The organism is Collinsella sp. HCP28S3_B9, assembly GCF_052066095.1.
In the GTDB taxonomy this organism is placed as follows: domain Bacteria; phylum Actinomycetota; class Coriobacteriia; order Coriobacteriales; family Coriobacteriaceae; genus Collinsella.
The window spans coordinates 37,478-61,605 of the sequence record NZ_JBQHST010000005.1; the positions used below are offsets into that span (position 1 = coordinate 37,478).

The 24,128-nt window shown below is 58.4% G+C and carries 13 protein-coding genes and 3 tRNA genes; 9 read left to right on the plus strand and 7 right to left on the minus strand.

Annotation, left to right across the window (positions count from 1 at the left end):
* Positions 1-113 precede the first annotated feature (113 nt).
* The gene (gene gyrA, locus ACTNBB_RS02275) at positions 114-2,813 is read left to right on the plus strand and encodes a DNA gyrase subunit A (protein WP_441056472.1); all 2,700 of its coding nucleotides are present in this window, start codon (positions 114-116) and stop codon (positions 2,811-2,813) included.
* A gap of 158 nt (positions 2,814-2,971) precedes the next feature.
* Here gyrA and ACTNBB_RS02280 read toward each other — a convergent pair whose 3' ends face one another.
* Genes ACTNBB_RS02280 through ACTNBB_RS02310 form a run of 7 tightly spaced genes read right to left on the minus strand, consistent with a single transcriptional unit; the run spans position 2,972 to position 7,516 of the window.
* Positions 2,972-4,045 carry a type IV pilus twitching motility protein PilT gene (locus ACTNBB_RS02280; RefSeq protein ID WP_441056456.1) on the minus strand — a complete coding sequence of 358 codons (1,074 nt, stop codon included), beginning with the start codon at positions 4,043-4,045 and terminating at the stop codon, positions 2,972-2,974.
* A 20-nt stretch (positions 4,046-4,065) separates the two neighbouring features.
* Complete coding sequence (locus tag ACTNBB_RS02285; RefSeq protein ID WP_441056455.1) at positions 4,066-4,569, minus strand: hypothetical protein; 504 nt, start codon at positions 4,567-4,569, stop codon at positions 4,066-4,068.
* Entirely contained in the window at positions 4,570-4,980 is a 411-nt protein-coding gene (locus tag ACTNBB_RS02290; protein WP_441056454.1) for a hypothetical protein, read from the minus strand.
* Positions 4,958-5,521 (minus strand): DUF4860 domain-containing protein, encoded by a 564-nt coding sequence (locus ACTNBB_RS02295; RefSeq protein ID WP_441056453.1) that lies wholly within the window; start codon positions 5,519-5,521, stop codon positions 4,958-4,960. Before ACTNBB_RS02295 ends, ACTNBB_RS02290 begins: the two co-directional genes overlap by 23 nt.
* On the minus strand, positions 5,518-5,844 hold the full coding sequence (locus ACTNBB_RS02300; RefSeq protein WP_441071013.1) for a hypothetical protein: 327 nt from the start codon (positions 5,842-5,844) through the stop codon (positions 5,518-5,520). Before ACTNBB_RS02300 ends, ACTNBB_RS02295 begins: the two co-directional genes overlap by 4 nt.
* Positions 5,845-5,865: 21 nt before the next feature.
* On the minus strand, positions 5,866-6,918 hold the full coding sequence (locus tag ACTNBB_RS02305) for a type II secretion system F family protein (RefSeq protein ID WP_441056451.1): 1,053 nt from the start codon (positions 6,916-6,918) through the stop codon (positions 5,866-5,868).
* A gap of 37 nt (positions 6,919-6,955) precedes the next feature.
* Positions 6,956-7,516: a transglutaminase-like domain-containing protein gene (locus ACTNBB_RS02310; protein ID WP_441056450.1), complete on the minus strand. Its 561-nt coding sequence runs from the start codon at positions 7,514-7,516 to the stop codon at positions 6,956-6,958.
* Positions 7,517-8,213: 697 nt separating this feature from the next.
* Here ACTNBB_RS02310 and ACTNBB_RS02315 point away from each other — a divergent pair.
* The 8 genes from ACTNBB_RS02315 to ACTNBB_RS02350 all read left to right on the plus strand — a co-directional run bounded on the left by ACTNBB_RS02315 (position 8,214) and on the right by ACTNBB_RS02350 (position 24,104).
* Entirely contained in the window at positions 8,214-21,599 is a 13,386-nt protein-coding gene (locus ACTNBB_RS02315) for an MBG domain-containing protein (protein ID WP_441056448.1), read from the plus strand.
* A gap of 15 nt (positions 21,600-21,614) precedes the next feature.
* Positions 21,615-22,124, plus strand: coding sequence for a hypothetical protein (locus ACTNBB_RS02320; protein ID WP_441056447.1), 510 nt, complete (start codon positions 21,615-21,617; stop codon positions 22,122-22,124).
* A gap of 155 nt (positions 22,125-22,279) precedes the next feature.
* Positions 22,280-22,356, plus strand: a tRNA-Ile gene (locus tag ACTNBB_RS02325).
* A 67-nt stretch (positions 22,357-22,423) separates the two neighbouring features.
* A tRNA-Ala gene (locus tag ACTNBB_RS02330) sits at positions 22,424-22,499 on the plus strand.
* A gap of 4 nt (positions 22,500-22,503) precedes the next feature.
* Positions 22,504-22,580, plus strand: a tRNA-Ile gene (locus ACTNBB_RS02335).
* Between the two features lie 153 nt (positions 22,581-22,733).
* Positions 22,734-23,234 (plus strand): bifunctional nuclease family protein, encoded by a 501-nt coding sequence (locus tag ACTNBB_RS02340; RefSeq protein WP_427748159.1) that lies wholly within the window; start codon positions 22,734-22,736, stop codon positions 23,232-23,234.
* Complete coding sequence (locus ACTNBB_RS02345) at positions 23,235-23,624, plus strand: hypothetical protein (protein ID WP_441056446.1); 390 nt, start codon at positions 23,235-23,237, stop codon at positions 23,622-23,624.
* Positions 23,625-23,654: 30 nt separating this feature from the next.
* Complete coding sequence (locus ACTNBB_RS02350; protein WP_154516767.1) at positions 23,655-24,104, plus strand: hypothetical protein; 450 nt, start codon at positions 23,655-23,657, stop codon at positions 24,102-24,104.
* The last annotated feature ends 24 nt before the right edge of the window (positions 24,105-24,128 follow it).

Sequence of the window (24,128 nt, forward strand, 5' to 3'; positions counted from 1 at the left end):
TCTTTCGGGCGAATCTGCGGCACCTGGAAAAGCCGTCTCCGTGGTAGGGAACTAATGGACCACGCAAACCATGAGGAGGTAACGTGGCAGACGATATCAACAGCAACGAGGGTATGGACGAGGCCGGCGACGCCGGTATGCCCGATGATCTGAAGCGCCTGCTCGCCCGCGCCGAGCAGGGCGAGGACGGCGATACGGATTCCTACAACCCCGATGTCGAGGATGAAGAGGAAGAGGATGACGACGCCGAGCTCGAGGAGAGCTTTGGCGCGGTCGATCGCGGCGCCTCGGCCGGCGAGGACATCAACGGCGGCCAGCTCCAGATTTCGGAGTTTGGCCGCGAGATGAAGCAGTCGTTTATCGAGTACTCGATGTCGGTCATTACGGCACGCGCCCTGCCGGACGTGCGCGACGGCTTAAAGCCGGTGCACCGCCGCATCCTGTACGCCATGAACGAGAGCGGCATCTACCCCAACCGCCCGCACAAGAAGTCGGCCTGGACGGTCGGCGAAGTTATCGGTAAGTACCACCCCCACGGCGACTCCGCGGTCTATGAGACCATGGTTCGTCTGGCGCAGTGGTTCTCCATGCGCACGCCGCTTATCGACGGCCACGGCAACTTTGGCAACATCGACGGCGACGGTGCCGCAGCTATGCGTTACACCGAGAGCCGTCTGGCAAAGCCCGCCATGGAGCTGCTCCGCGACCTGCAGAAGGATACCGTCGACTGGCAGCCCAACTACGACGAGTCGCTCGCCGAGCCCGTGGTACTGCCCGCACGCTTCCCCAACCTGCTGGTTAACGGCAGCCAAGGCATCGCTGTAGGCATGGCCACCAATATCGCCCCGCATAACCTCACCGAGGCGATCGAGGCCACCTGCTACCTGATCGACAATCCCGACGCCACCGTCGACGAGCTCATGCAGATTATGCCCGGCCCGGACTTTCCCACCGGTGCCATCATCATGGGTAGCGCCGGCATTAGGCAGAGCTACGAGACCGGCCGCGGTTCCATCACCGTGCGCGCCAAGGCCCATGTGGAGTCCACCAAGACCAGCCGCAGCCGCCTGGTCTTTACCGAGATTCCCTACATGGTCAACAAGGGCACCCTTCAGGAGAAAATCGCCCAGCTCGTAAACGACAAGCGCATCGAGGGCATCTCGGACATGCGCGACGAGTCCAACCAAAAGGGCATCCGTCTGGTCATTGAGCTCAAGAAGGGCGTTATCCCGCAGGTCGTACTTAACAACCTGTATAAGTACACCTCGCTGCAGACCACCTTTGGTGCCAACAATCTGGCGCTCGTCAACGGCGTTCCTAAATGCCTGAGCCTGCGCGAGATGCTGCAACACTACATCGACCACCAGGTCGATGTAGTCACCCGCCGCACCCACTTTGACCTTAAAAAGGCCCAGGCCCGTGCACATATCCTTGAGGGCTACCTTATGGCCCTCGACCATATCGACGAGGTCATTAGCATCATCCGCTCCTCGCAGACCGATGCCGAGGCCAGCAGCCGCCTGATTGAGCGTTTTGGCTTTACGCCCGAGCAGACCACGGCCATCCTCGAGATGAAGCTGCGTCGCCTGACCGGCCTGGAGCGCGATAAGATCCAGGAAGAGCTGGACGGCCTGCGCCGTGCTATCGCCTACTACGAGGACCTGCTGACGCACGAGGAGAAGATTCTGGGCGTCATCAAGGAAGAGATGCGCGAGATCTCCAAGAAGTTTGGCGACAAGCGCCGCACCGAGATCAGCCAGGTCGAGAAGGATCTGGACGTCGAGGACCTCATCGCCGACGAGGACATGGTCGTGACCATCACCCACACCGGCTATGTGAAGCGTATCCCGGTGGCCGCTTACCGCGCCCAGAAGCGCGGCGGCAAGGGCGTGTCGGGCGTCAACCTTAAAGAGGACGACGTTATCGACGAGATGTTTATCGCGTCCACCCACGAGTATGTGCTGTTCTTCTCGAGCAAGGGCAAGGTCTACCGTCTGAAGGTGCACGAGCTGCCGGTTGGTACGCGCCAGGCGCGCGGCACCGCAATCGTCAACCTGCTTCCCTTTGAGGAGGGCGAGAAGATCGCGAGCGTCATTAGCTGTCGTGAGTTCCCCGCCGATGAGTACCTGATGTTTGCCACCAAGAACGGCATGGTCAAGAAGACCGTGATGAGCGCCTATGATCGCAGCCGCCGCGATGGCCTAATCGCCATCAACCTGAGGGACGACGACGCGCTGCTCGCCGTGCGCCGCGTACGCGAGGGCGACAAGATCATCATGGCCACCACTGCGGGCAAGGCGATCATGTTCCCCGAGGACCAAGTTCGCGCTACCGGCCGCGACACCAGCGGTGTCCGCGGCATTGGCATGAAGGACGGCGTGAGTGTCCTGGGCATGGAGGTCACCAACGGCGAGGGCGACCTGTTTGTCATTACCGAGTGCGGCTACGGCAAGCGCACGCCGGTCTCGGATTATCCGGAGCAAAACCGCGGCGGCCAGGGTGTCTACACCATCCAAATGACCGAGCGCAAGGGCAACCTTGCGGCCATGAAGGCGGTCGGCCCGCAGCATGAGCTGTTTATCGTGACGGAGGGCGCGACGGTCATTCGCGTCAAGACCGACGAGATCAGCCAGACCGGTCGAACCACGCAGGGTGTCAAGATGATGACCGTGAGCGATGACGACCGCGTGTGCGCCGTTGCCCGCATGGAGAGCGACAAGAAGGAGCTCGACGGCGAAGACGCGGAGGAGCCTGCGGAGAACGCCGGCGAGGACGTTTCTGAGATTACGCCCGAGGTCGCAGACGAGGCATAAAAGAGCTTCTGTCTTGGACATATGGGCCGAGGCCGGGACCGGATGCAACTCGAATGGGCTGTGTCCGGCCCCCTTTTGTGCTGTGCTTAAGAAAAAGGGCCCGTCCCCGGGTATCGGGGACGGGCCTGCTATCTGCGTCTCTGATGCCTTTTAAATTCCTACATGCCCTCGGCTTCGAAATGGCGGGCAAGGGCCTCTGGGTGGTTGGCGTGCTGCAAGGCGACATCTTTGGCCACGATGCCATCCTTTACGGCCTTGAATAGGCCTTGGTCCATGGTCTGCATGCCGAGCGCGCCGCCGGCGGCAATGACGGAATCGATCTGATGGGACTTTTCCTCGCGGATAAGGTTGCGGATGGCCGTGTTCATGACCATGACCTCAAACACCGGGGTGGTTCCACCGTCGATTGCGGGCACCAAGCGCTGGGCGACCGTAGCCTGCAGCACCATCGAGAGCTGGATGCGAACCTGGCGTTGCTGGTTGGGCGGGAAGGCGTCCAGGATGCGCTCGACAGTATCGGCGGCGCTGGTGGTGTGCAGCGTGGATAGGACCAGCTGCGCCAGCTCGGCTGCGGAGACGGCGGTACTGATGGTTTCGGTGTCGCGCATCTCGCCCAGCAAGATCACATCGGGGCTCTCGCGCATGGCCGAGCGCAGCGCCTCGGCATACGTGGCGACATCCGTGGGGATCTCGCGCTGCGTAATGATGCAGCTGCCGTGACGGTGCACATACTCGATGGGGTCTTCCATGGTGATGATGTGCCCCTGGCGGGTGTGGTTCATGCGGTCGAGAATGCAGGCGAGGGTGGTGGACTTGCCGCTGCCGGCCGGTCCGGTGACCAGTACCAAGCCGCGCGTAAAGTCGCCCAGGCGCAGTACCTGCTCGGGGATATGCATCTCCCGAGAGTTGGGAAGGCCAAACGGGATCACGCGGATAACCGCGCCGAACGACCCGCGCTGGCGGAAGATGTTTGCGCGAAAGCGGCTGACGCCCGGCACGGCAAAGCTAAAGTCGTCATCGTGGTTGACGTTGCCGCGGAACAGCTCGATATCGCGATTGGCGAGTTCGTAAATACCGGTGATGTATTCCTCGGTATCGCCCGGCATGAGCGGTGTACTGTCGGTTCGAACCATAATGCCACTTTTTTGATAGGACAGGGGAAGCCCCGCAATGATAAAGACATCCGATGCCTTTGCATCGATCATCTGTTGAAGCAATTCCTTGAGCTGCATGAGAGTTCTCCTTATCGGTGTCAGTTGGCGGCGGAGCCGGTCCACAGGGTGTCGGAGTCGGCTTGATCGTTTTGGGTCGTGGTGACTTTCCATTCGTCGATGGAATAGGAAAGGTCGTCGGCAAATGTTACGCGGGCATCGAGCTTTCGTCCGTTGCGAGCACAGATGGTAAACAGGACGGACGTTCCGTCAACGGAGGCGTCGATGTCCAAATCCGTGGTATCGGCGTTGGCCTTTGCGTCCTGTTCGATGGCATCGAGTTGCGCACCGACGCCGGAAACAGCCGAGGCCGCATCCGTCCCGTTTGCGTGGGCGGCGTCGTCCAGAACGGCAAGCATGGCCTGGCCGCACGATTCGATGCTGTAGGAGCTCGTGGAGGTAGCGGCTTGGCGCTTTGACATTTCCAGCGTCGCATTGGACGTGGTTGCACAGAGCATGGCAAGTACGGCGAGCAGGAGCACGGAGACGAGCGTGAGCAGGCTGACAGGCCCAATGCGTATGCCTTCGTTTGGCTGATGGGACATCTACCTCACCTCGCTAACATAACGGGACGTATCGAGGGAGTAAACCTTGCCCTGGCTGTCGGACACGGTGATGCGCGCGCGCCATAGCGTGCCCGTGCTTCGCTCGACCTGCGCGGTCTCGCAGGAGACCTTGTAGCCGTCGCGGCCCTTTAAGGCGACGCCGCGTCCCACCTTTTTACCCGCAGCGACGCCGGCAGGATCGGCGGCGAACTCCTCGGCGGCGTTTTCTGCCACGTTGACCGCCTGACATAGGCGTTCGGACTGTTGAGATGCCGCGATGGATCGGGAAAATAGCTGCGTCAGGACGCCCATGGACGAAACAAGGGCAACCAGCAGGATGAGCGTCTCGACTACAAATGCCGTAGTCGATTTAATGTGTTGAGAATCGTTATGTGCGTTCGCCAAGGACATGCCACTCGCCTCCCTGCAGGTAGCGGAGGGCGACTTCGCAGGTGCCCTGATCGGTGGTAACGGTCAAAAGGCCGTTGTCGTACGTAAAGGCAAAGCTCGATGAATCGGTAATCTTGCTTGCCTTGGAGGGGGTGTATTCCGTTCCTGCCAGGCTGTATTCCTGCACGATGCTGCCCTTGTAAAGATACAAACGCGTTTCGTAGGTGCCAGAATCGAGGTTTTGGACAATCACAAGCGATTTGCCCTCGGGACCGTCTCCGACGGCGACGGCGCCCTTGGCGTCGTTGGCGCGCACGATATTGCAGATAAGCTCGATACCCTCGCGATGGGAAACGTTAGCGGCCTGTACGTCGGAGACGTGCCGATACACGTTGACGCCGGCGATCAGGGCCAGCAGTAGTGCGATAAAGAACACGCAGAGCAGCAGCAGCGGGAAGAGCCTGCGATGCTTGCGCTCGGTATTGCTCCTTGCAGAGGCTTCGGATAGCTTGGACAGTGCGGTGATGCGGTTGCTGCCTGCGGTTTCGTCGACATGGCTCATCGCGGCATCACCACCACGCTAGGCACGATATTGTCCGCGAGGTGCTCGTAGCTTACAACGTAGTCGTCATGGTCGATGATGAGGCCGTAGTGCTCTTCGAGGTGCTCGACTGTCTTGGGGTAGCTACCCTCTATGGCGCAGCATTGCCGTGCGGAGTTAAGAATGGAATTGCGAAGTGCCACGGCTCCCTGTTCGCGCTGCGCGCGGCGGATAAAAAACGCCCCGCCGGCGATGGCGACAACAAGAAGCACGGCCACCGCGGCGGCTATAATGCTCCGCCGCTTGCGTGCCCGCAGCTCTTTGTCGGTTATCTCGTGAAACATGCGAAAACGTCTTTTCTGCAGCTAGGCGATAGAACCCATGATACCGATGAGCGGCAGCATGACGGCGATGAGCGTGGCTCCCACGGCGACGGTCAAAAACCCGGCAAGCACCGGCTCGACGTTATCGACCACGGCGTCGAGTTGCGAGATGGCATCGTCAAAGAAGATGCCGGCCAGCTGCCCGAGCACCTCGTCAGCGGAGCCGGAGTGGATGCCCACGGTGAGCATACGTCCGTAGATGGGCTCAAACACGTTGTTTTCGTTGATTGCCTGGCCCAGGCTGCGCGGGTTGTCCAAGCTGACCATGCTCTGATGCGCCCGCTGTAGCTTGGCGCTCAGCTCGCCGTGATCGACCGCCGCCGCTGCGCGCTCCACGGCAATGCCGTCTTGTACGCCCGAGGCGACAAAGGCCGAAAGCGCACTGGCAAAGCGCGAGACGGCCAGCTGGTACATGGCGTCCCTGGTGAGCGGAAACTTTTCGAACATCTTGATAACGCGGATACGGCCGGTTTCGGTGCGCGCGAGTACGGCCACAGCGAGCGCGATGGCCGTGGCCACAAGCACCACGACAAGCGCGATCCAGCCAATCACGGCGGATGCGCCGATCATGGAGAACGAGCCAGACGTAAGAGAGCCAGAGATATTGGAATAGGCGTCGGTGAACGTCGGCAAAATGAAGGCTACGGTAAATATAAGGATGCAGCTCATAATGCACAGGAGCGCTGCCGGATAGACCACGGCGTTGCGCAATTTATTAAAGATACGACCCTCGCTGTCGTAGTGGCGTCCCAGGCTGCGCAGGGCGCGCTCAATGCGTCCGGATGCCTCACCAATACGCACCATCTCGACGGCGTATTCTGGAAAAGCGCCCGTGCTTTCCATGGCGGTCGCGAGTCCGGCGCCATGGATGAGCTTGGCATACACGCCATCGCATACTGTTTTAAAGTGCGACTGCTCGCGTTTTTCCGCAAGCATGTAGACGGCTTCTTCGGTCTGAATGCCTGCGGAAAGCATGGTGGCGATACTGTCGCAAAAAGCGCTGACCGCGCTGCTCTCCAATAACCTTTTCGCCATTTATCTCCCTGCTTTCGTACAAGCTATTTGACACTGCTCAGTATACATAACGATCGGTGTACTCCTTTCCGTCCCCCACGTTTTTGTTATCCCCGCTCGCGGCGAATGTCAGGTCCACGCGCGACCACGTGTTTCTGTCTACGCTAAATTGCGCGCTTTTCCAGGTACCATCGATATAGACCATGATCCACGCATGATAGATCTGGTCGGGGGATACATAGCCGGTGACAATTTTTGTGGGGATGCCCACGCTACGAAGCATAGCGGCTCTCAGGCTGGCGTAATCAAAGCAGATGCCTTTTTTGCTTGTCAGGGTTTTGTCGGGATTGGGGACATAGCCCGTGGCCTGCTTAAGTTTGGATGCCTTGTCGTTGTCGTAGGAAACGTTATCTACCACCCACTGACAGATGTCTTTTACGGCATCGCCCTGGTTTTGGGCGCCTTTGGTCAGTTCGCGCGCTTTTTTAACGCATGCGCTGGTATCGGTGTAATTGCAATACACGTTGGGCACGGTAAAGGGCGCCCGCTCATCGCTCAACGCTACCGAGGCAGTTGCGCTGAGCAGCTCGACATAGTTGTCGCCCGAGGTGTTTTGCATCACACGAAACTATAAGCGCCGTCGCCAAACGTGAGGGGGCAAAATGATGGCCGCGCCGTCCTGCGGCAGGTCGTAGCTGTAAGTAGCCTGCCCGCTGGTGACGAGAAACTTAAGTCGTTGCTGGTTGGCGGCCGCCGCTCCAACGTAGCCGGCGTTTACGCACGAGGTGTCGATAGAGGCGCCGTTGGATGATTGTGCCGCATCGGCATGAAAGGCCGACGGGGAGATATGCTTGGGTGTCGAGAAATCTGCCCCAGAGGTTTCGTCCGACGAGTCCCCGCAAGCGGTGAGCGTTAGCGCGACAAGCGCCAGCAGCACCGCACAGACGATGCGTACCCCGGGACGTGCCCTATGTGTAAAAGAAACGCTCATTCGGTTGAGTATAGACGCTCATGCGCCATGGGTGGCTGCCATTTTGGCCTATGACAAAAGGTACGTTGTGCGACGTTATCGAAATGCTGGCCCAGCAATGATGTTTAACGTCCAAATTTGGTCTATCTCTGTAGTATATTGACTATGTCTGATTCTGTTGATTTGCGTCGTTCTGCCAGACGGCGCGTTCAATTTGGTCGTTGGCAGGGACCGCGTGAGGGCGCGGTGACCTGCTCGGGCGGCATGATCTGCGTGAGGGCGCGGTGGCTTGCCGGGTGACGCTATCCCGTGTGAGGGAACGGGGGACCTGTTGGAGTAAGGAACTATGCGCAAGAACGATCGATTCGAGCAGGAATTGAACGTTGTCGGTGCCGCACGCCTGGCAAAGGCCTTTGGCATCAAGACTATGACGGTGGTCGTGACGGTAGCAATGCTGGTCTCGGGCGTGCCGACAAGGGTGATTGCCGAGGGTCTGCAAGAGGCAGGCGTTATTGCCGCGCAAGATTCGACGGACCAGAGTGCGTCGAGCAGCGGGCAGCAGGAAACTGCTCAGTCGAATACGCAGGAACAGCCTCAGGCGGCGTCCGAGCAAGCGGCTCAGCCCAGCTCGCAGGACAATGCTGCCACTGCGCAGAATAACTCTACGTCGGACCAGCCCGCCCCGTCTGCTCAACCCTCCCAGCAGACGGCAACGGCCGATATCGCCCTCACGCTCAACAACGCCTCCATCACGTACAAGGGTCAGGTTGTTGCACAGCCGGCCCAAAAGGTGACGGCGCCTACGAGCGACAGCTTTGAGTTCACCGTTCAGCCGGACAACGGCTACAAGCTGAGCAAGGTCACCCTCACGGTTAGCGGCACCGACCGCGAACTCAAGGCCGATGCCAATGGCTTGTACACCGTAGACGCTGCCGACGTGGCACAGTCTCCGCGCGTCACGCTCGAGACCGAGCAGAAAAAGGCCGCCGAGCCGGCAAAGGTAGCCACCCCGATCGAGGACGCCGAGGGCGTCGATGGCGGCTCGAACAATGCTGCGTCGAACGATGCCGCGGCTGCGGCTAATGAGGAAAATGTCTCTGTTGCGAGCGATGTGAGCGGCAAGGCCGGAGAGACCATTAACGCCAAAGTCGGCGAGCCGGTGACCCTGAACGGAACGAGTAACATCGGTTACTGGTGGATCGATCGTGGCTACTCCCATGAGTGGAAAGTTACCAGTGAGAACAAGAACGATGCAGATATTACCGGTAACGGAAGCAATGCGTCGGTCTCGTTTAAGAGTGCTGGTACCTACACGATCGAGCACAAATACTGCAAGAGGAAGTACAATACGGATAAAGACCACAAGAAGGCCACGGAGACCTTTACCGTAGTGGTCTCCGACAATGTCGTTACCAGCCTCACCATTTCGGGCGAAAGTTCGGTCAGGCAGTTCGAAACTATTCAGCTTACGACGAATGCATCCGGTGTCACGTGGACCTCGGACGACACCCGTGTCGCTACCGTTGACCAACAGGGCAACGTTAAGGGCATCGCGCAAGGAAAGGCGATTATTACCGCACAGAGGGCTGGCACCAATGGCGAGCTGCTGACTGCCACTAAGGAAATCACCGTGACAGCTGCGTCGGGGACGGGCGTCCAGGACGCTTACTTCTTTTTTGTGAGGCAGGGCTCCCTGCCTTCGTCCAATCAGGCCGCCGACTGGTATCCGGCAGCCGGCGCCCAAACGAAATGGAACATGGGCAGTATCAATATTACTGGTATGAAGACCGATGGCCAACCAGCTGGCAACTTATACGATAACGTTGTAAATCGTGTGGTGTCATGGCCGAAGGACTGGGGTAAGCCGTCCGCCGACAGATTGGTACTCTCGCGCGAAAGCGAATACTGGCGCGCGCTGTTTGATGCTTATAAGTCCGAGTACGGCATCACAAATCCGGATGACGTGAAGGACATCATCCTGAAACCGTATAAGATTTCCAAGCCGGGTTACTATCACCTTGATTGCACGGTTGAGATCGTCGCTAAATCTACCGTCACTGCCGATTTCTGGGTGTGGAATCCGGGCAACACGGGCTACGAGATGATCGATACGCAAACTTATCGTCTTGATGGAGATAGTGTATCGGTGCGCGAGACCGCGCAGGCACTTGAGAAGACAAAAGAATATAACGGGGTCAAGTACAAACTTTATAGCTGGTACGACAACCCGAACATTTCGGGCAAGCCGGTGAGTTTCCCGGCAACTGCCTCGAGCAATGTTAACTACTACGCCAAGTACGTTGCGCAAGATCAAACTGTCACTGTGAAATACGTTGACAAGGCTGCGGACAAGGTGGTTGACTCCGAGATCGTGACCGGATTGGTAAAGGGGCAAGAGGTTACCAGGGGTCCCAAGAAGATCAAGGGGTACGAGGTCGACGAGGGGTCCAAGAACACCCAAACGGCCATTGCTGGCGAGAATAACGTAATCGTGTTCTACTACAACGCGAAAAAAGGCGAAGCCGGCTATTATCTGTCTGTCCCTGGCGCAACGTGGTCTGGCGGCACTCCATCCGACCTGGTTTCGTGGAATAAAGACCTCAAATATAAATACAACTATGGCTTTGCAAAGGACGACACGTTTGACGTGACGCCTGCCGTGCCCGTTGCGAAAGATAAGGTATTTATCGGCTGGCTTGATAAGGCCCGCGACAATCAGGCCTCTGCAATTTGCAAGGCGGGCGACAAAGTTACTTATATATATAGTGATAATAAGGGCTACCGCCTCGATGCCCTGTGGGCGAGCCTTTCCGTCACGGGTGAAAATGTTACGTATGATGGTAAACCGCACGGCGTGAAAGTTGATGCTGCCATCAACGATGGCAGCGAGCTGGAGGATAAGTATAAGAATCAGGCAAAAGAGCATATAAAGCTGAGCAGCGACGTGGAGTACAAGTACGGAGATTCCGACTGGACCACCACGGCGCCCGCATTCAAGGATGCTGGTGAATATCCCGTTTCCGTGCGCGCTGACGTGACGGTCGATGGCAAAGTCACACAGCTGACTGCTGAGACGAAGGTTGTTATTTCTGCGCGCAAAGTGACGCTTAAGTCCGCCGACCTCTCCAAGCAGTACGACGGCACGCCGCTCACCAATGGTGAGACCAAGCTCGTGACCGAGACTGGATTCGTTGAGGGTGAGGGCGCGACCTACGACTTCACCGGCTCCCAGACGCTCGTCGGCTCCAGCGCCAATACCTTCACCGTCAAGGCGGGTAAGAACACGAACCTCGACAACTACGAGATCACCAAGGCCGAGGGTGAGCTGACCGTCACCAAACGTGAAGCCAAATACGAGATCGTGGTTACCGCCAAATCGGATGAAGTTGCCTACGACGGCAACCCGCACTCCGTCAAGGGCTTCGAAAAAACCGAGTTCACGGTCCATGATCAAAAGTACAAAGTCTCCGGTCTAGAAACCGCGAATCCGACAGCGACAGATGCTGGTACCTACGCCAACAACGTTACCGGCACCGCCGTGGTGAAGGATGACAAGGGTAACGATGTTACGGATCAGTTTGATGTCAAGACCGTAGACGGCGCTCTCAAGATTACGCCCGGCCAGATTGACCAGAAAGGGGTCGTATGGAATAAACACGACTCCCAGAAGGTTTATGACGGTACGCCGCTTGCCGCTTATACCGCAAGCGCGACTGACAGGCATGGCAACGCCCTGCACGTTGAGTACAGCGCCAATGAGGGAAAGACTTGGACGAGTGATCCGTCCGAGATTGTGCTGACCCACTTTGGCTATAAGAGCGTGATGCTGCGCGCAACGGGATCAAACTATGCCAAGGACCAGTACGCCACGGACTCAGAGGGCATCGCGATTAGCAAGCGCCTTGTGACTCTGACCTCCGTAGGTGCCACCAAGCCTTACGATGGCAAGGCACTCATCAACGAGACTGTTACCGCAACCCCCAAGGGCGAAGGCATCGGCTTTGTCGATGGCGAGGGCGTGACCATCAAGGTTACTGGCTCCCAGACCGAGAAGGGCGAGAGCGATAACACCTTTACCTATGAATTCAAGCAAGGCACAATTGAAGCCGATTACTGGGTGACCCCCAGGTACGGTAAGCTCATTGTGACTGCCGACGCCAACGAAGTTGTTGTCACCATAACCGAGCATAGCGATAGCGTTGAATACGACGGCACCGAGAAAACTGTCTCGGGCTACGATTTCGAGGCTTCCAACGAGCTTTATAAGAAAACCGATTTTACCTTCACCGGTGACGCCACCGCCAAGGGCACCAATGTTGGCACCTACAAGATGGAACTTAAGCCCAGCGACTTCACCAATAACAATCAGAACTTCTCTAAGGTCAGGTTCGTGATTGTCGATGGCCAGCTCTCTATTACGTCCAAGAGTATTAAGAGTGAGGACATGACGGTTGAGAAGCCGGCCGATGTGACCTATAACGGAAAAGTCCAGCAGCAGAAGCCTGTCGTCAAGGACGGCGATAAGACGCTGGTCGAGGGCACTGACTACACGCTCTCTTATAGTGAAGATGCCACGAACGTCGGAACGGTGAAGGTTACCGTTACCGGTGTGGGCAACTATAGCGGCAAAGATGAGGTGACCTATCAGATCACCAAGCGCTCCGTGGTTCTGACCAGTGAGACGGTATCGAAGCCTTACGACGGCACGCCGCTTACCAAACCCGTTGTGACCGTGGCAGGCGATGGCTTCGTCGAGGACGAGGTCGCCAACATCCGCGCCACCGGCTCCGTGACCACGGTTGCCGAGGGTGAGGTTGCCAACGCCATCGAGTTTGACAAGAGCGATGCATTCAAATCGGGTAACTACGACATTACCAAGAATGAGGGCAAGCTCAGTATCACTGAGCTCTCTGCCGAGAACGGTCTTACCATTACACCGAATAGTGTCGACTATCCGTATGACGCAACGAAGCACGCCGCGGCTGCCGCCACTGCTGATGCCTCTGTAAGTGGCACCAAGGTGAACCTTGAGTATCGCGTCAAGGGCACCACTGATGACAACTGGACTAGCGATCCCGCAACAATCACTGCGGTCAATGCTGGCGAAACCGTGATTGAGGTCCGCGCTTCTGCCGCCAATTACAGCGGTTATAAGTACGCTGAGCAGACGCTCACTATTGATAAGCGCACCGTTGAGCTCAAGAGTGCCAGCGCCACTAAGATTTACGACGGCACGCCGCTCGTCAACGACCAGGTTGCTGTTTCGCGCGAGGGCTTTATCAAGAGTGATCTTGCGGAAGACGTTCATGCAACCGGTGCTCAGACCGAGGTTGGTAATAGCAATAACACCATCTCCTATAAGCTCAAGGAAGGTGTCGCTCACAACTACAATATCCTGCCCGAGAAGCTGGGTACCCTGACCGTGACCGCTCAGTCTATCGTTCCCGATCCGGAGAACCCGGACGGCTACAAGGGCGTCACCATCAGCAGTCCCTCCAACTCCGTCTACGACGGCAATGAGCACAAGTGGGTGCCCGAGGTCAAGGATGCTGAGGGTAATGCGCTCAAGGAGGGCACCGACTACACGGTTTCCTACGACACCGACAACTTTATCGATGCGAAGAAGATCGTTGTGACCATCACTGGCACGGGCAACTACGGCGGTTCTGTCACCAAGACTTACAAGATTGCCAAGGCCCCCCTCACGGTTAGCGCCGAGAGCGCCTCGAAGGTCTACGACGGCAGTGCCCTGACCGCCGGCGGCACCATCGAGGGCCTCGTGGGCGACGAGACGGCGACCGTCAAGACCAAGGGCTCCCAGACCGAGGTCGGAAGCTCCGACAACACGGTTGACATCGACAACGTCGAGTGGGGTACCGCCAAGGAGGGCAACTACTACATTCAGTCGCAGAAGGACGGCGTCCTGACCGTTACCGCCAAGGGCGTTGCCGCCCTGGAGGTTGGCGCCCTGAGCGACGTTGCGTACAACGGCCGCGACCAGGCACAGAAGCCCGAGGTCAAGGATGGCGACAAGGCACTCAAGGAGGGCGTCGACTACGAGGTCTCCTTCTCCAGGGACGTCAAGAACGTCGGCACCGTGACCATCACCGTCACCGGCAAGGGCAACTACGCCGGCTCCGTCGAGCGCACCTACCAGATCACTCCGGCCACGCTGACCGTCACCACGCCCAGCAAATCCGAGGTCTACAACGGCAAGGCCCTGACCGCCGAGGGCACCGTCTCCGGTTTCGTCAACGGCGAGACGGCCGCCTTCGCCACCACGGGCTCTCAGACCAAGGTCGGCTCCAGCACCAACACCTACGCCATCGACTGGGGCGCCAAGGAGAGCACCGCCAAGAAGTCCAATTACAGCGTCAGTGAGAATCTCGGAACCCTCACGGTGACCGAGTCCGCCAAGGAAATCGTCGCGACGCCCGGAAGCTACAAGGGTGTCTATGACGGCAAGGCCCACGGCGTCGATGTCACGGTTTCCGGCCTGCCCGAGGGCTACACCGTCAGGTCCGCCGTTTCCAACGCCACGGCGACCGACGTGACTGAGGGCAAGGTGAAGGCCGAGGTCGACGATCTCGTCATCGTTAACGCCCAGGGCGAGGACGTCACGTCCAAGCTCAACATCACGAAGGGCGTCGGAACTATCGAGATCACGCCGGCGACCCTCAAGGTCACCACGTGCGGTGCGAAGGCCGCGTACAACGGCCAGGCGCTCACCGCCGATGGCGAGGTCACAGGCTTTGTGAATAACGAAGCAGCGTCCTTTACCACCACTGGTTCCCAGACCGAAGTCGGCAAGAGCAAGAATACCTACAAGATCGACTGGAACGACACCGCCAAGGAGTCCAACTACACCGTCGAGGAGAAGCTTGGCACCCTTGAGGTCACCAAGAACATGACCGCCGTCATGGTTATCCCGAACGGCGGCAGCAAGGTCTACGACGGCGAGGCCCTCAAGAGCGACGGCGTGACCACCTACGGCCTGCCTTCTGGCTACACACTTACGGCTAAGACCAAGGGTTCCGTCACTAACGTCGGCAGCGCGACGGTCGAAGTTGAGTCCTATACCATCAAGAACGCCGCTGGCAAGGACGTCACCGACCAGTTTGGCAACGTTTCGACCGGCAAGGCGACGCTCGAGGTCACCAAGCGCCCCGTGACGGTTGCCTCCGCCACGGCTTCCAAGGTCTACGACGGCAGCGCGCTTACCAAGCACGAGGCCGGCGTGACCGCCGGTTCGCTCGCCAAGGGTGAGAGCTTCACATACGAGTTCACAGGCGAGCAGACCGTCGTCGGCAGCACCGCTAACTCCTTTACCGTCAAGGCTGGCGAGAACACGAACCTCGACAACTACAAGATCAACAAGGCGGACGGAACCCTGACCGTTACCGCCAAGAGCATCGTTCCCGACCCGAGCGACAAGCACAACAAGATGAACGTCGACGCTCCGAAGAGCGTCAAGTACGACGGCAACGCCCATAAGTGGATTCCGACCGTAAAGGACGGAGATAAGACCCTTAAGGAGGGTGCCGACTACGCCGTCTCCTACAGCAAGGACGACTTCACGAACGTCACGGGTGAGATTACGGTGACCATCACCGGCAAGGGCAACTACACCGGCACCGTTACCAGGAAGTACGAGATTACCAAGCGCGAGGTGAAGCTGAGCAGCAACACTTGCAGCAAGGTCTACGACGGTTCGGCTCTGACTGATTCGACGGTCGTTGAGACGGGCAAGGATACGTTCGTGTCCGGCGAGGTTTCCAATATTCGCGCTACGGGTTCTATTACGAACCCCGGTACTGTCGATAACGCCATCACCTTCGATAAGGGCGAGAAGTTCAACGAGAATAACTACGTTATCGAGTACGCCTGCGGCAAGCTGACGGTTACGCCGAAGAATGTCGCGGCAAAGGACATGAAGGTTCAGGCCCCGTCGGATACGGTCTACAACGGCAAGAAACAAGAGTTCGAGCCGATCGTGACGGATGGGTCGAAGAAGCTCGTCAAGGGTGTCGATTATGATCTGTCCTTTAGCGACGATGTGGTAAATGCCGGCACGGTGACTATTACGGTCGCCGGCAAGGGCAACTATAGCGGTACGGCTGGCATCCAGTACAAAATTGAGAAGCGCCCCGTCACCTTGGTGAGCAATGGCCACACGAGGAGCTATAACGGAACAGCTCTCGAGGACGATGCCGTTGTTGTAACGAGTGAGTACAACTTTGTGGATGGTGAGGTCTCTGACCTTAAGGCCAATGGCTCCATTACCGAGCCGGGCGAGGTGGTTAATAACATCACCTACACCAAGAACGCTTCCTATAAGGATTCTAACTACAAGGTCACGATCACCGAGGGCAAGCTCAAGGTGCTGCCTCGCAACCTGATTTCGTCTGGTATGGAGATTTCCAACTTGGTCGATGTTGTTTACAACGGTCAGGTTCAAAAGCAGAAGCCAGTCGTCAAGGACGGCGATAAGACGCTGGTCGAGGGTACTGACTACACGCTCTCTTATAGTGAAGATGCCACGAACGTCGGAACGGTGACGATCACCGTTACCGGTAAGGGCAACTACGCAGGCACGATTGAGCGCACGTACAACATTACCCGCGCCCCCCTGACGGTCGTCACGGAGTCCGCGACCCATGTGTACAACGGTCACGAACTGACGGCTCCCGGCAAGCTGGAGGGTCTTGTTGCTGGCGAGACGGCCGACTTTAAGACGACTGGCAAGCAGAAGAGCGTCGGCTCGAGCTTGAACACCTATGACATCAACTGGAACGGCACGGCAAAGAGCGGCAACTATCGTATTGCCGCGGAGAAGCTGGGTACGCTGACTATCACCGAGTCCGAACAGACCATTGTGGTCGCTACGACGGGTGGTCGCTTTGAGTACGATGGCTTGACGCACGTGCCGACGGTCAACGTCTACAACCTGCCCGAGGGCTACAGCGTGCGCGATGCTTCGTCCAACGCTGCGGTTAAGGATGTGAATGCTCGCAAGGATAGCGACCAGGGCATTGCGGTTACCGCCGACAACCTGGTGATTCTGAATGCTGAGGGTGAGGACGTAACGTCCAAGCTTAAGATCGAAAAGGCTGATGGTTACCTTGCGGTGACCCCGCGTACCGTGACGGTTAATACCCCGAGCGATTCCAAGGTCTACGACGGCACGGCTTTGACGGCCGAGGGCTCTATCTCCAACTTGGTCGAGGGCGAGACGGTCGACTTTAAGACGACCGGTTCTCAGACCGAAGTGGGCGAGTCTACGAACACCTATGAGCTTGCGTGGAACGGCTCTGCTGAGGAATCGAACTACACCGTGAAGGAGACGCTCGGCAAACTTGAGGTCTCTAAGCAGTCTATCGACGAGAAGGACAAGAAGGATTACAAGGGCATCAAGATTGATGACCCCGCTTCGACTATATATGACAGTTCTAAGCACCAGTGGACTCCGACGGTTACCGATGCCGATGGAAACAAGCTGACTGTCGACAAGGACTACGAGGTTGCTTATAAGCGCGACGATGTCGTTTCCGACGACTTCAAGAACGCCGGTACTATCACCGTGGTCATTAGCGGCAAGGGCAACTACAGCGGTGTGGTTACCAAGAAGTATGAGATCACCAAGCGCGCCGTTACGTTGACGTCTGCCGATCACACCTGGACCTATGACGGCAAGGATCATCAGGAAACGCTCGTTAGCGTGACTCGCGATGGGTTTGCTACCGGCGAGGGTGTCGACTATAGCAACTTTGCCACAGTGAGGGACGTTACGACCAAGGCTGTCGAGAACACCTTTACTTACACCGCCAAGAAGGGCACCGATCTCGAGAAGAACTACAACGTCAAGGTCGTGAACGGCAAGCTGACGGTTACGAAGGCAGCCGCAACGGACAACATCGTCCTTACGACCAAGGACGAGTCCAAGACCTATGACGGTCACGCCCTCGAGGCGGGCGAGGCTAAGGCTACCGCCGCCACGGGTGACGATATCAAGGTCGAGTACAGTGCCGATCATAAGAGGTGGACCGAGAATCGCTTCGAGGTTGCGCTGACGAACGCGGGCAGCAAGACTGTTTACGTCCGCGCTTCGAGCGAGAAGAACTTTAGCGGCTTTGTCGAGGCGGCCGAGACTCTGACGGTTGATCCAGCAACGCTGACCATTGCTACCAAGAACGCCGAGAAGCCGTATGACGGTAAGGCGCTTACCGCCGATGGTTCCATGACCGGCTTGGTCAATGGCGAAACCGCGGAGTTCAAGGTAACCGGTACCCTGACGGATGTTGGCGAGATCGCGAACGCTTACACGCTCGCCTGGAACGGTACTGCCAAGAAGTCCAACTACATCATTAAAGAGACGGTTGGCAAGCTGAAGGTCACCGCTCGCTCCATCGATGACGCCACCTACGGCATGAGCGTCAGCAAGCCCGAGTCTGTCGAGTACGACGGCAACGCCCATAAGTGGGCGCCGACCGTCAAGGACGGCGAGAAGACGCTCGCCGAGGGCACCGACTACACGGTCGCCTACGGCAAGGACGACTTCACGAACGTTACGGGCGAGATCAAGGTGACCGTCACCGGCAAGGGCAACTACGCCGGTTCCGTCGAACGCACCTACCAGATCACCCCCGCCCCGCTGACGGTTGAGACCGAGGGCGCCACGAAGGTCTATGACGGCGAAGCGCTGACCCACGACGTCGCCACCATCAAGGGCCTCAAGAACAAGGAGACCGCGACGATCCAGGCCACGGGCTCCCAGACCGAGGTCGGCGAGAGCGACAACGGCTATGCCATCACCTGGGACGGTTCTGCCCAGAAGGACAACTACACCATCAAGACCGAGACGATCGGCAAGCTCGTGGTGAGCGAGACGGCCGACCAGATCACGGCCACGCCGGTAAATGTCGAGACGACCTACGACGGCAGCGCGCATGGCACCACCGTCCAGGTCACCGGCCTGCCCAAGGGCTACACCGTCAAGAAGGCCGAGTCCAAGGCCACGGCGACCAATGTTGCCGACGGCGAGGTTAAGGCCACGGTCGACGAGCTCGTCATCGTGAACGCGCAGGGCAAGGACGTTACGTCCAAGCTCAACATCAAGCGCGGCACTGCGACAATCAAGGTCAATCCCGCTCCGCTGACGGTTACGACCGACGGCGGCGAGAAGGAGTACGACGGCACGGCACTGACCGTCGACGGCATCAAGGTCGAGGGCCTCAAGGGCAAGGACTCCGTCTCTGCCAAGACCACCGGCAGCCGCACCAAGGTCGGTTCCTCTAACAACACCTACGAGATCAACTGGAAGGACACCAAGAAATCCAACTACAAGGTGACCGATGTCCTCGGTACGCTCAAGGTCACGCCGTCCAACAAGGCCGTGACGCTTACGAGCGGCTCTGCATTGCACGCCTACAGCGGCCATGCCCTGACGAGCGATGAGATTAAGGCCGAGGGCCTGCCCGAGGGCTTTACGGTCAAGGCCGAGATGGACGGCGCTCAGACCGACGCCGGCTCCTCCGAGAACACGGTCAAGAGCTACGAGATCCTCGACGCCAAGGGCAACGACGTGACCGACATGTTCGCGAACGTCACCGTCAAGACCGGCACGCTCACGGTTGGCCCGAAGAAGATCACGGTCGAGACCGAGGGCGCCACCAAGGTATACGACGGCGAGGAGCTCACGAACGAGAACGGTGCCATTCGCGGCCTGGTCTCCGGCGAGCACGCCGATGTCGTGACCAACGGCATGCAGACCAACGTCGGCTCTAGCGACAACGGCTACACCATTGCCTGGGGTACCGCCAAGGAAGGCAACTACACGATCGCTTCCGATACGCTCGGCAAGCTCGTCGTTACGCCCCAGTCCGTGAACCCGAACGACCCGTCGTACCACAAGCTCCAGGTGGGCAATCCCGCGGACCTGACCTATGACGGCCAGACCCATAAGTGGGCTCCCGAGGTGAAGGACTACGCCGGTACCGAGCTCAAGGAGGGCGTGGACTACGCGCTCGCCTACGACACCGATGACTTTATCAACGCTGGTTCTATTACGGTGGCGGTTGTCGGCAAGGGCAACTACACCGGCACGGTCTCGAGGACCTACCGCATTAAGCCGGCGCCGGTCTCCATCAAGACCGAGAGCGCCGCGCGCGTCTACAACGGCAAGGCTCTGACGGCCGATGGCGCTATCACCGGCCTCGTCAACGGCGAGACGGTCGACTTCCGTGTCACCGGCAGCCAGACCAAGGTCGGCCATTCGGCGAACACCTATAAGCTCGCTTGGACCGGCACGGCCCGTGAGGCGAACTACACCATTGACTCCATCGAGACCGGCACGCTGACGGTGACTGAGTCCGAGGACACCGTGGTGGTTACCACGACGGGTGGCATCTTTACCTACGATGGCAAGGCGCACGGCGCGACGGTTGCCGTGTCGCAACTGCCCGAGGGTTACACCGTTGACGGCACGCCCAGCTCGGACGCAACCGCTACGGATGCGAACGGCGATGGCGTCAAAGCTACGGTGGACCACTTGGTGATCCGCAACGCCGAGGGCGAGGACGTTACGTCCAAGCTCAACATCAAGAAGGTTGACGGAACCATCAAGGTTCTGTCTGCGGAGCTGACGGTTACGACCGACTCTGCCACCAAGGTATACGACGGCACGGCGCTGACTGCCGGCGCCACCGTGACTGGCCTGGTGGGCGATGAGGAGGCAACGCTTGAGGCTACCGGCAAGCAGACCCAGGTGGGCTCCTCCAGCAACGGTTACAAGCTGACGTTTGACAAGACGGCCGAGGACAAGAACTACAAGGTTGTCTCCGAGAACCTCGGCACGCTTACCGTGACCAAGCAGTCCATCGTTCCGTCCGAACCCGGCACGCCGAGCGATAACTACAAGGGCGTTACGGTCGATGACCCCAAGGATGCCGTCTACGATGGTGTCGAGCACAAGTGGACGCCCGTTATGAAGGACGCCGAAGGCAAGACGCTCGTTGAGGGTACTGACTACGTGATCTCCTACGACACCGATGACTTTATCGATGTCGCGACGATCAACGTGACCATCACCGGCAAGGGTAACTACGCCGGAACGATTGCCAAGAGCTATCGTATCACCAAGGCCCCGCTGCATGTTGTGACGGGCAGCGCCACCAAGGTCTACGACGGCCAGGCGCTTACAAGCGCAACGGTCACGATCGACGGTCTGGCTGAGCGCGATCGTATTGGCATCGCCGTCACTGGTAGCCAGACAAACGTCGGTAGTTCGCAGAACACCTACAACATCGACTGGATGCAGACGAGCTCGGATAACTACGAGCTGACCGATGAGCTCGGTACGCTGACGGTTGCCGCCGCGCCTGCAAGGCCGACCACCCCGACGACGCCGACCACCCCGACCACTCCGACGGTTCCCAACCCGACGCCTAACAGCTCGGACGATGGCTCCACCACGACGACCACGGCGCCCACGGGCGAGGACTCCGCGACTGGCAACGATCAGGAGCAAAAGGAAGAGAAGATCTTCGACGCCAAGAACCCGCTGGGTAAGTTCGACGGCAAGAAGGACACCTGCTGGGTCCACTGGTACATGATCGCCTGTGCAGTCGCAACTGTGGCATACGGCCTGTTTGTTGGCCTGCGTCGCGACAAGCACGGCCGTCGCCTGCAAAACGACCTGGACAAGGTCCTTGGCGACGACGAGACTCAGGAATAAAGGGAGGTTAGAGCCATGAAGAAGAGCAACTATCTGGTCCTTGCCGTTTCGGCTTTGGTTTCGATCTTCCTGCTGTACCTGTGGTACTCGCTGGGATTCAACAAGATCGACAGTCCGCTCGACTTGGTGATTTCCATCGTTTGGTGGGTGCTGATCGCCGTGTTGGTTGTTTGGATCAACAAGCTTGAGAAGACGCGTCAGCAGCGCATCAGGACGATGTATCTGGCGCCCACGGTTCTGTATAACAGCGAGACGGGCGTTCGTAGGCTGCAGGCGGGCGCGAACACCGTCGAGGCCATGCGGGAGATTCTGGAGGGTCTGGAGTATGGCTTCGATACCCAGGATCTTCCCAGCCGCGCTGAAGTCGATTTTACCTACGTGGTTAAGACCGACGAGTACAAGCCCGCTCAGGACAAGGACTCTGAGCCCACTTGGAAAGGCTCGGTTGTAAGGATCGATCGCGCGGGCGAGAACACCGAGAGCGCGTTTGACGGAATCCAACAGCTTTCTGCCGCCCTGGCGTAGATGGGGTATGGGGGCGAACCTGCGAGAGCGGGTTCGCCCTTTTTGTTGTCGTTAGGGTCAATAGGATGCTTGACCTGCGAGAATACGACAGAAAAAATTCTCAAATAATTGTTGACTCCCATCTTGCAACTAGGCTAATATATCCCATGCGCGATGGACCTGTAGCTCAGTTGGTTAGAGCGTCCGGCTGATAACCGGGAGGTCACAAGTTCGAATCTTGTCAGGTCCACCACTTTCTTTCGCAATAAACACCCCAGCGAGAGCCGAGTCGCCGCTGGGGTGTTTATTACTGTCTCCGTGGGGGTTTAGCTCAGCTGGGAGAGCGCGGGCTTTGCAAGCCTGAGGTCAGGGGTTCGATCCCCCTAACCTCCACCATGATGGACCTGTAGCTCAGTTGGTTAGAGCGTCCGGCTGATAACCGGGAGGTCACAAGTTCGAATCTTGTCAGGTCCACCATCTAAAACGTAAAGAGCCCCGAGCTATTGCCTCGGGGCTCTTTTCTTACCTATCCAATAAGTTTTTGTGTGCGGTGCGAAAGTTTGGGTAGTATAGCTATTCAATGCGGCGGAGCTGCCGCGCATGCCAATAACAACGTACCGGAGGTGTTCCATGGTTCGTGTCGACATAGAGACCATCGTCATGGCCGCCGGTCCCGTGCCATCGCTGATCGTCTTGCGCGAGCGTTGCCGTAAGTCGGATTCGTCTGCGCCGCTGCGCTCTCTTTCCATCCAGACCGGTTCCTACGAGGCAGCGGCCATCAGCCGCGGTATCGATACCGGCCGCACCGATCGCCCCATCACCCACGATCTTTTGCTCGATACCATCGAAGTGGTGGGAGCGAAGATCGAGCGTATCGAGATCGTGCGCGCCGAGCCGCCGGTGTTCTACGCGACGGTCGTCGTGCACACCGATAGGGGCGAGCGTATGCTTGACGCACGACCGAGCGACGCTATCGCCCTTGCCGTGCGCAGCAATGCCCCCATGTTTGTGGAGGACGACATCATGAATCGCTTGGGCACCGTCTCTCCGCTTGCCGACGAGGTTGACGACGAGAGTGAGTTCGAGAAGTTTGACGAGTTTGTCCACACGCTCTCGCCCGATGATTTCTAAATGTCGGTTGAGCACGATGCACGGCGAGCGCTGATGGGTACCAGTGTGTCGACCGAAGCAGCCGCTATCGCGCGTGAGGCCCATATACGCGCCGAGGCATTTGAGGCCGCGCGCATTGCGTATGTGACGCAGGCTCGCACCCTTCGCGAGCGCCGTGACTCCTATATCAAGATGGTTGTTGTCTCCGCGCTTGCCGCGGTAATCTTGTCGCGGCTTCGTGGTACAGTTGGTGCGCTTGGGTTTTCGATTTCGACGGGCCTGGTGATCTGGGGCGTGGTCGATGCGGTAATGCTGACCAACCAGATCAAGGTGCTCGACAAGCGCGCGGCGGATATGGTTCGCGCCCGTGACGCTGCCGCCAGAATCGCGGCCGAGGCACAGGAGTTATAACGACGCCGAATGCGATGGGAAGGTCAAAAGATGGCACAGGATATGCAGGACGCCGGTAACGTCTCCGCCGAGCTCGACGCCATGGTGTGCGATCTGATCGGTGCGTTTTTGGACGACCTTGCCGCCGGTGAAAACCCGGGCGTTGTCGTGGCGATCGAGGATGCCGCCTCCAACCGCTATCTTGCGGCTCTCGACGAGGACGGTGAGGAGGCATGCCTGGAGGCTGCCACCAACTTTATCTCCGAGCACAAGATGGGTCTCAAGGACGAAGGCCTGGGCCGCATCGCCCGCTATGCCATCGGCTACACCGGCTGTGTGGAGATCGAGGGCGGATATCACGACGCTTTGCTCGTTAGCTTCTTCGAGACCACGCTCGAGAGTGGTTTTTCGGCATATGTGCTGTACGAGGGCATGGGCGCCGGCGATGGTTTTATGTGGAGCGACCCTGAACCTGCAGGTGAGGAAACCCCTCTCATCTAGAATCGCTAAAATAAACGAGTTTTT

Bases quoted from the DNA above. Each gene is read 5' to 3' on its own strand.
- gyrA (WP_441056472.1), top strand. From the start codon at position 114: ATGGACGAGGCCGGCGACGCCGGTATGCCCGATGATCTGAAGCGCCTG.
- ACTNBB_RS02290 (WP_441056454.1), bottom strand. From the start codon at position 4,980: ATGTCCTTGGCGAACGCACATAACGATTCTCAACACATTAAATCGACT.
- ACTNBB_RS02300 (WP_441071013.1), bottom strand. From the start codon at position 5,844: ATGTTTCACGAGATAACCGACAAAGAGCTGCGGGCACGCAAGCGGCGG.
- ACTNBB_RS02315 (WP_441056448.1), top strand. From the start codon at position 8,214: ATGCGCAAGAACGATCGATTCGAGCAGGAATTGAACGTTGTCGGTGCC.
- ACTNBB_RS02305 (WP_441056451.1), bottom strand. From the start codon at position 6,918: ATGGCGAAAAGGTTATTGGAGAGCAGCGCGGTCAGCGCTTTTTGCGAC.
- ACTNBB_RS02340 (WP_427748159.1), top strand. From the start codon at position 22,734: ATGGTTCGTGTCGACATAGAGACCATCGTCATGGCCGCCGGTCCCGTG.
- ACTNBB_RS02320 (WP_441056447.1), top strand. From the start codon at position 21,615: ATGAAGAAGAGCAACTATCTGGTCCTTGCCGTTTCGGCTTTGGTTTCG.
- ACTNBB_RS02345 (WP_441056446.1), top strand. From the start codon at position 23,235: ATGTCGGTTGAGCACGATGCACGGCGAGCGCTGATGGGTACCAGTGTG.
- ACTNBB_RS02350 (WP_154516767.1), top strand. From the start codon at position 23,655: ATGGCACAGGATATGCAGGACGCCGGTAACGTCTCCGCCGAGCTCGAC.
- ACTNBB_RS02310 (WP_441056450.1), bottom strand. From the start codon at position 7,516: ATGCAAAACACCTCGGGCGACAACTATGTCGAGCTGCTCAGCGCAACT.
- ACTNBB_RS02295 (WP_441056453.1), bottom strand. From the start codon at position 5,521: ATGAGCCATGTCGACGAAACCGCAGGCAGCAACCGCATCACCGCACTG.
- ACTNBB_RS02285 (WP_441056455.1), bottom strand. From the start codon at position 4,569: ATGTCCCATCAGCCAAACGAAGGCATACGCATTGGGCCTGTCAGCCTG.
- ACTNBB_RS02280 (WP_441056456.1), bottom strand. From the start codon at position 4,045: ATGCAGCTCAAGGAATTGCTTCAACAGATGATCGATGCAAAGGCATCG.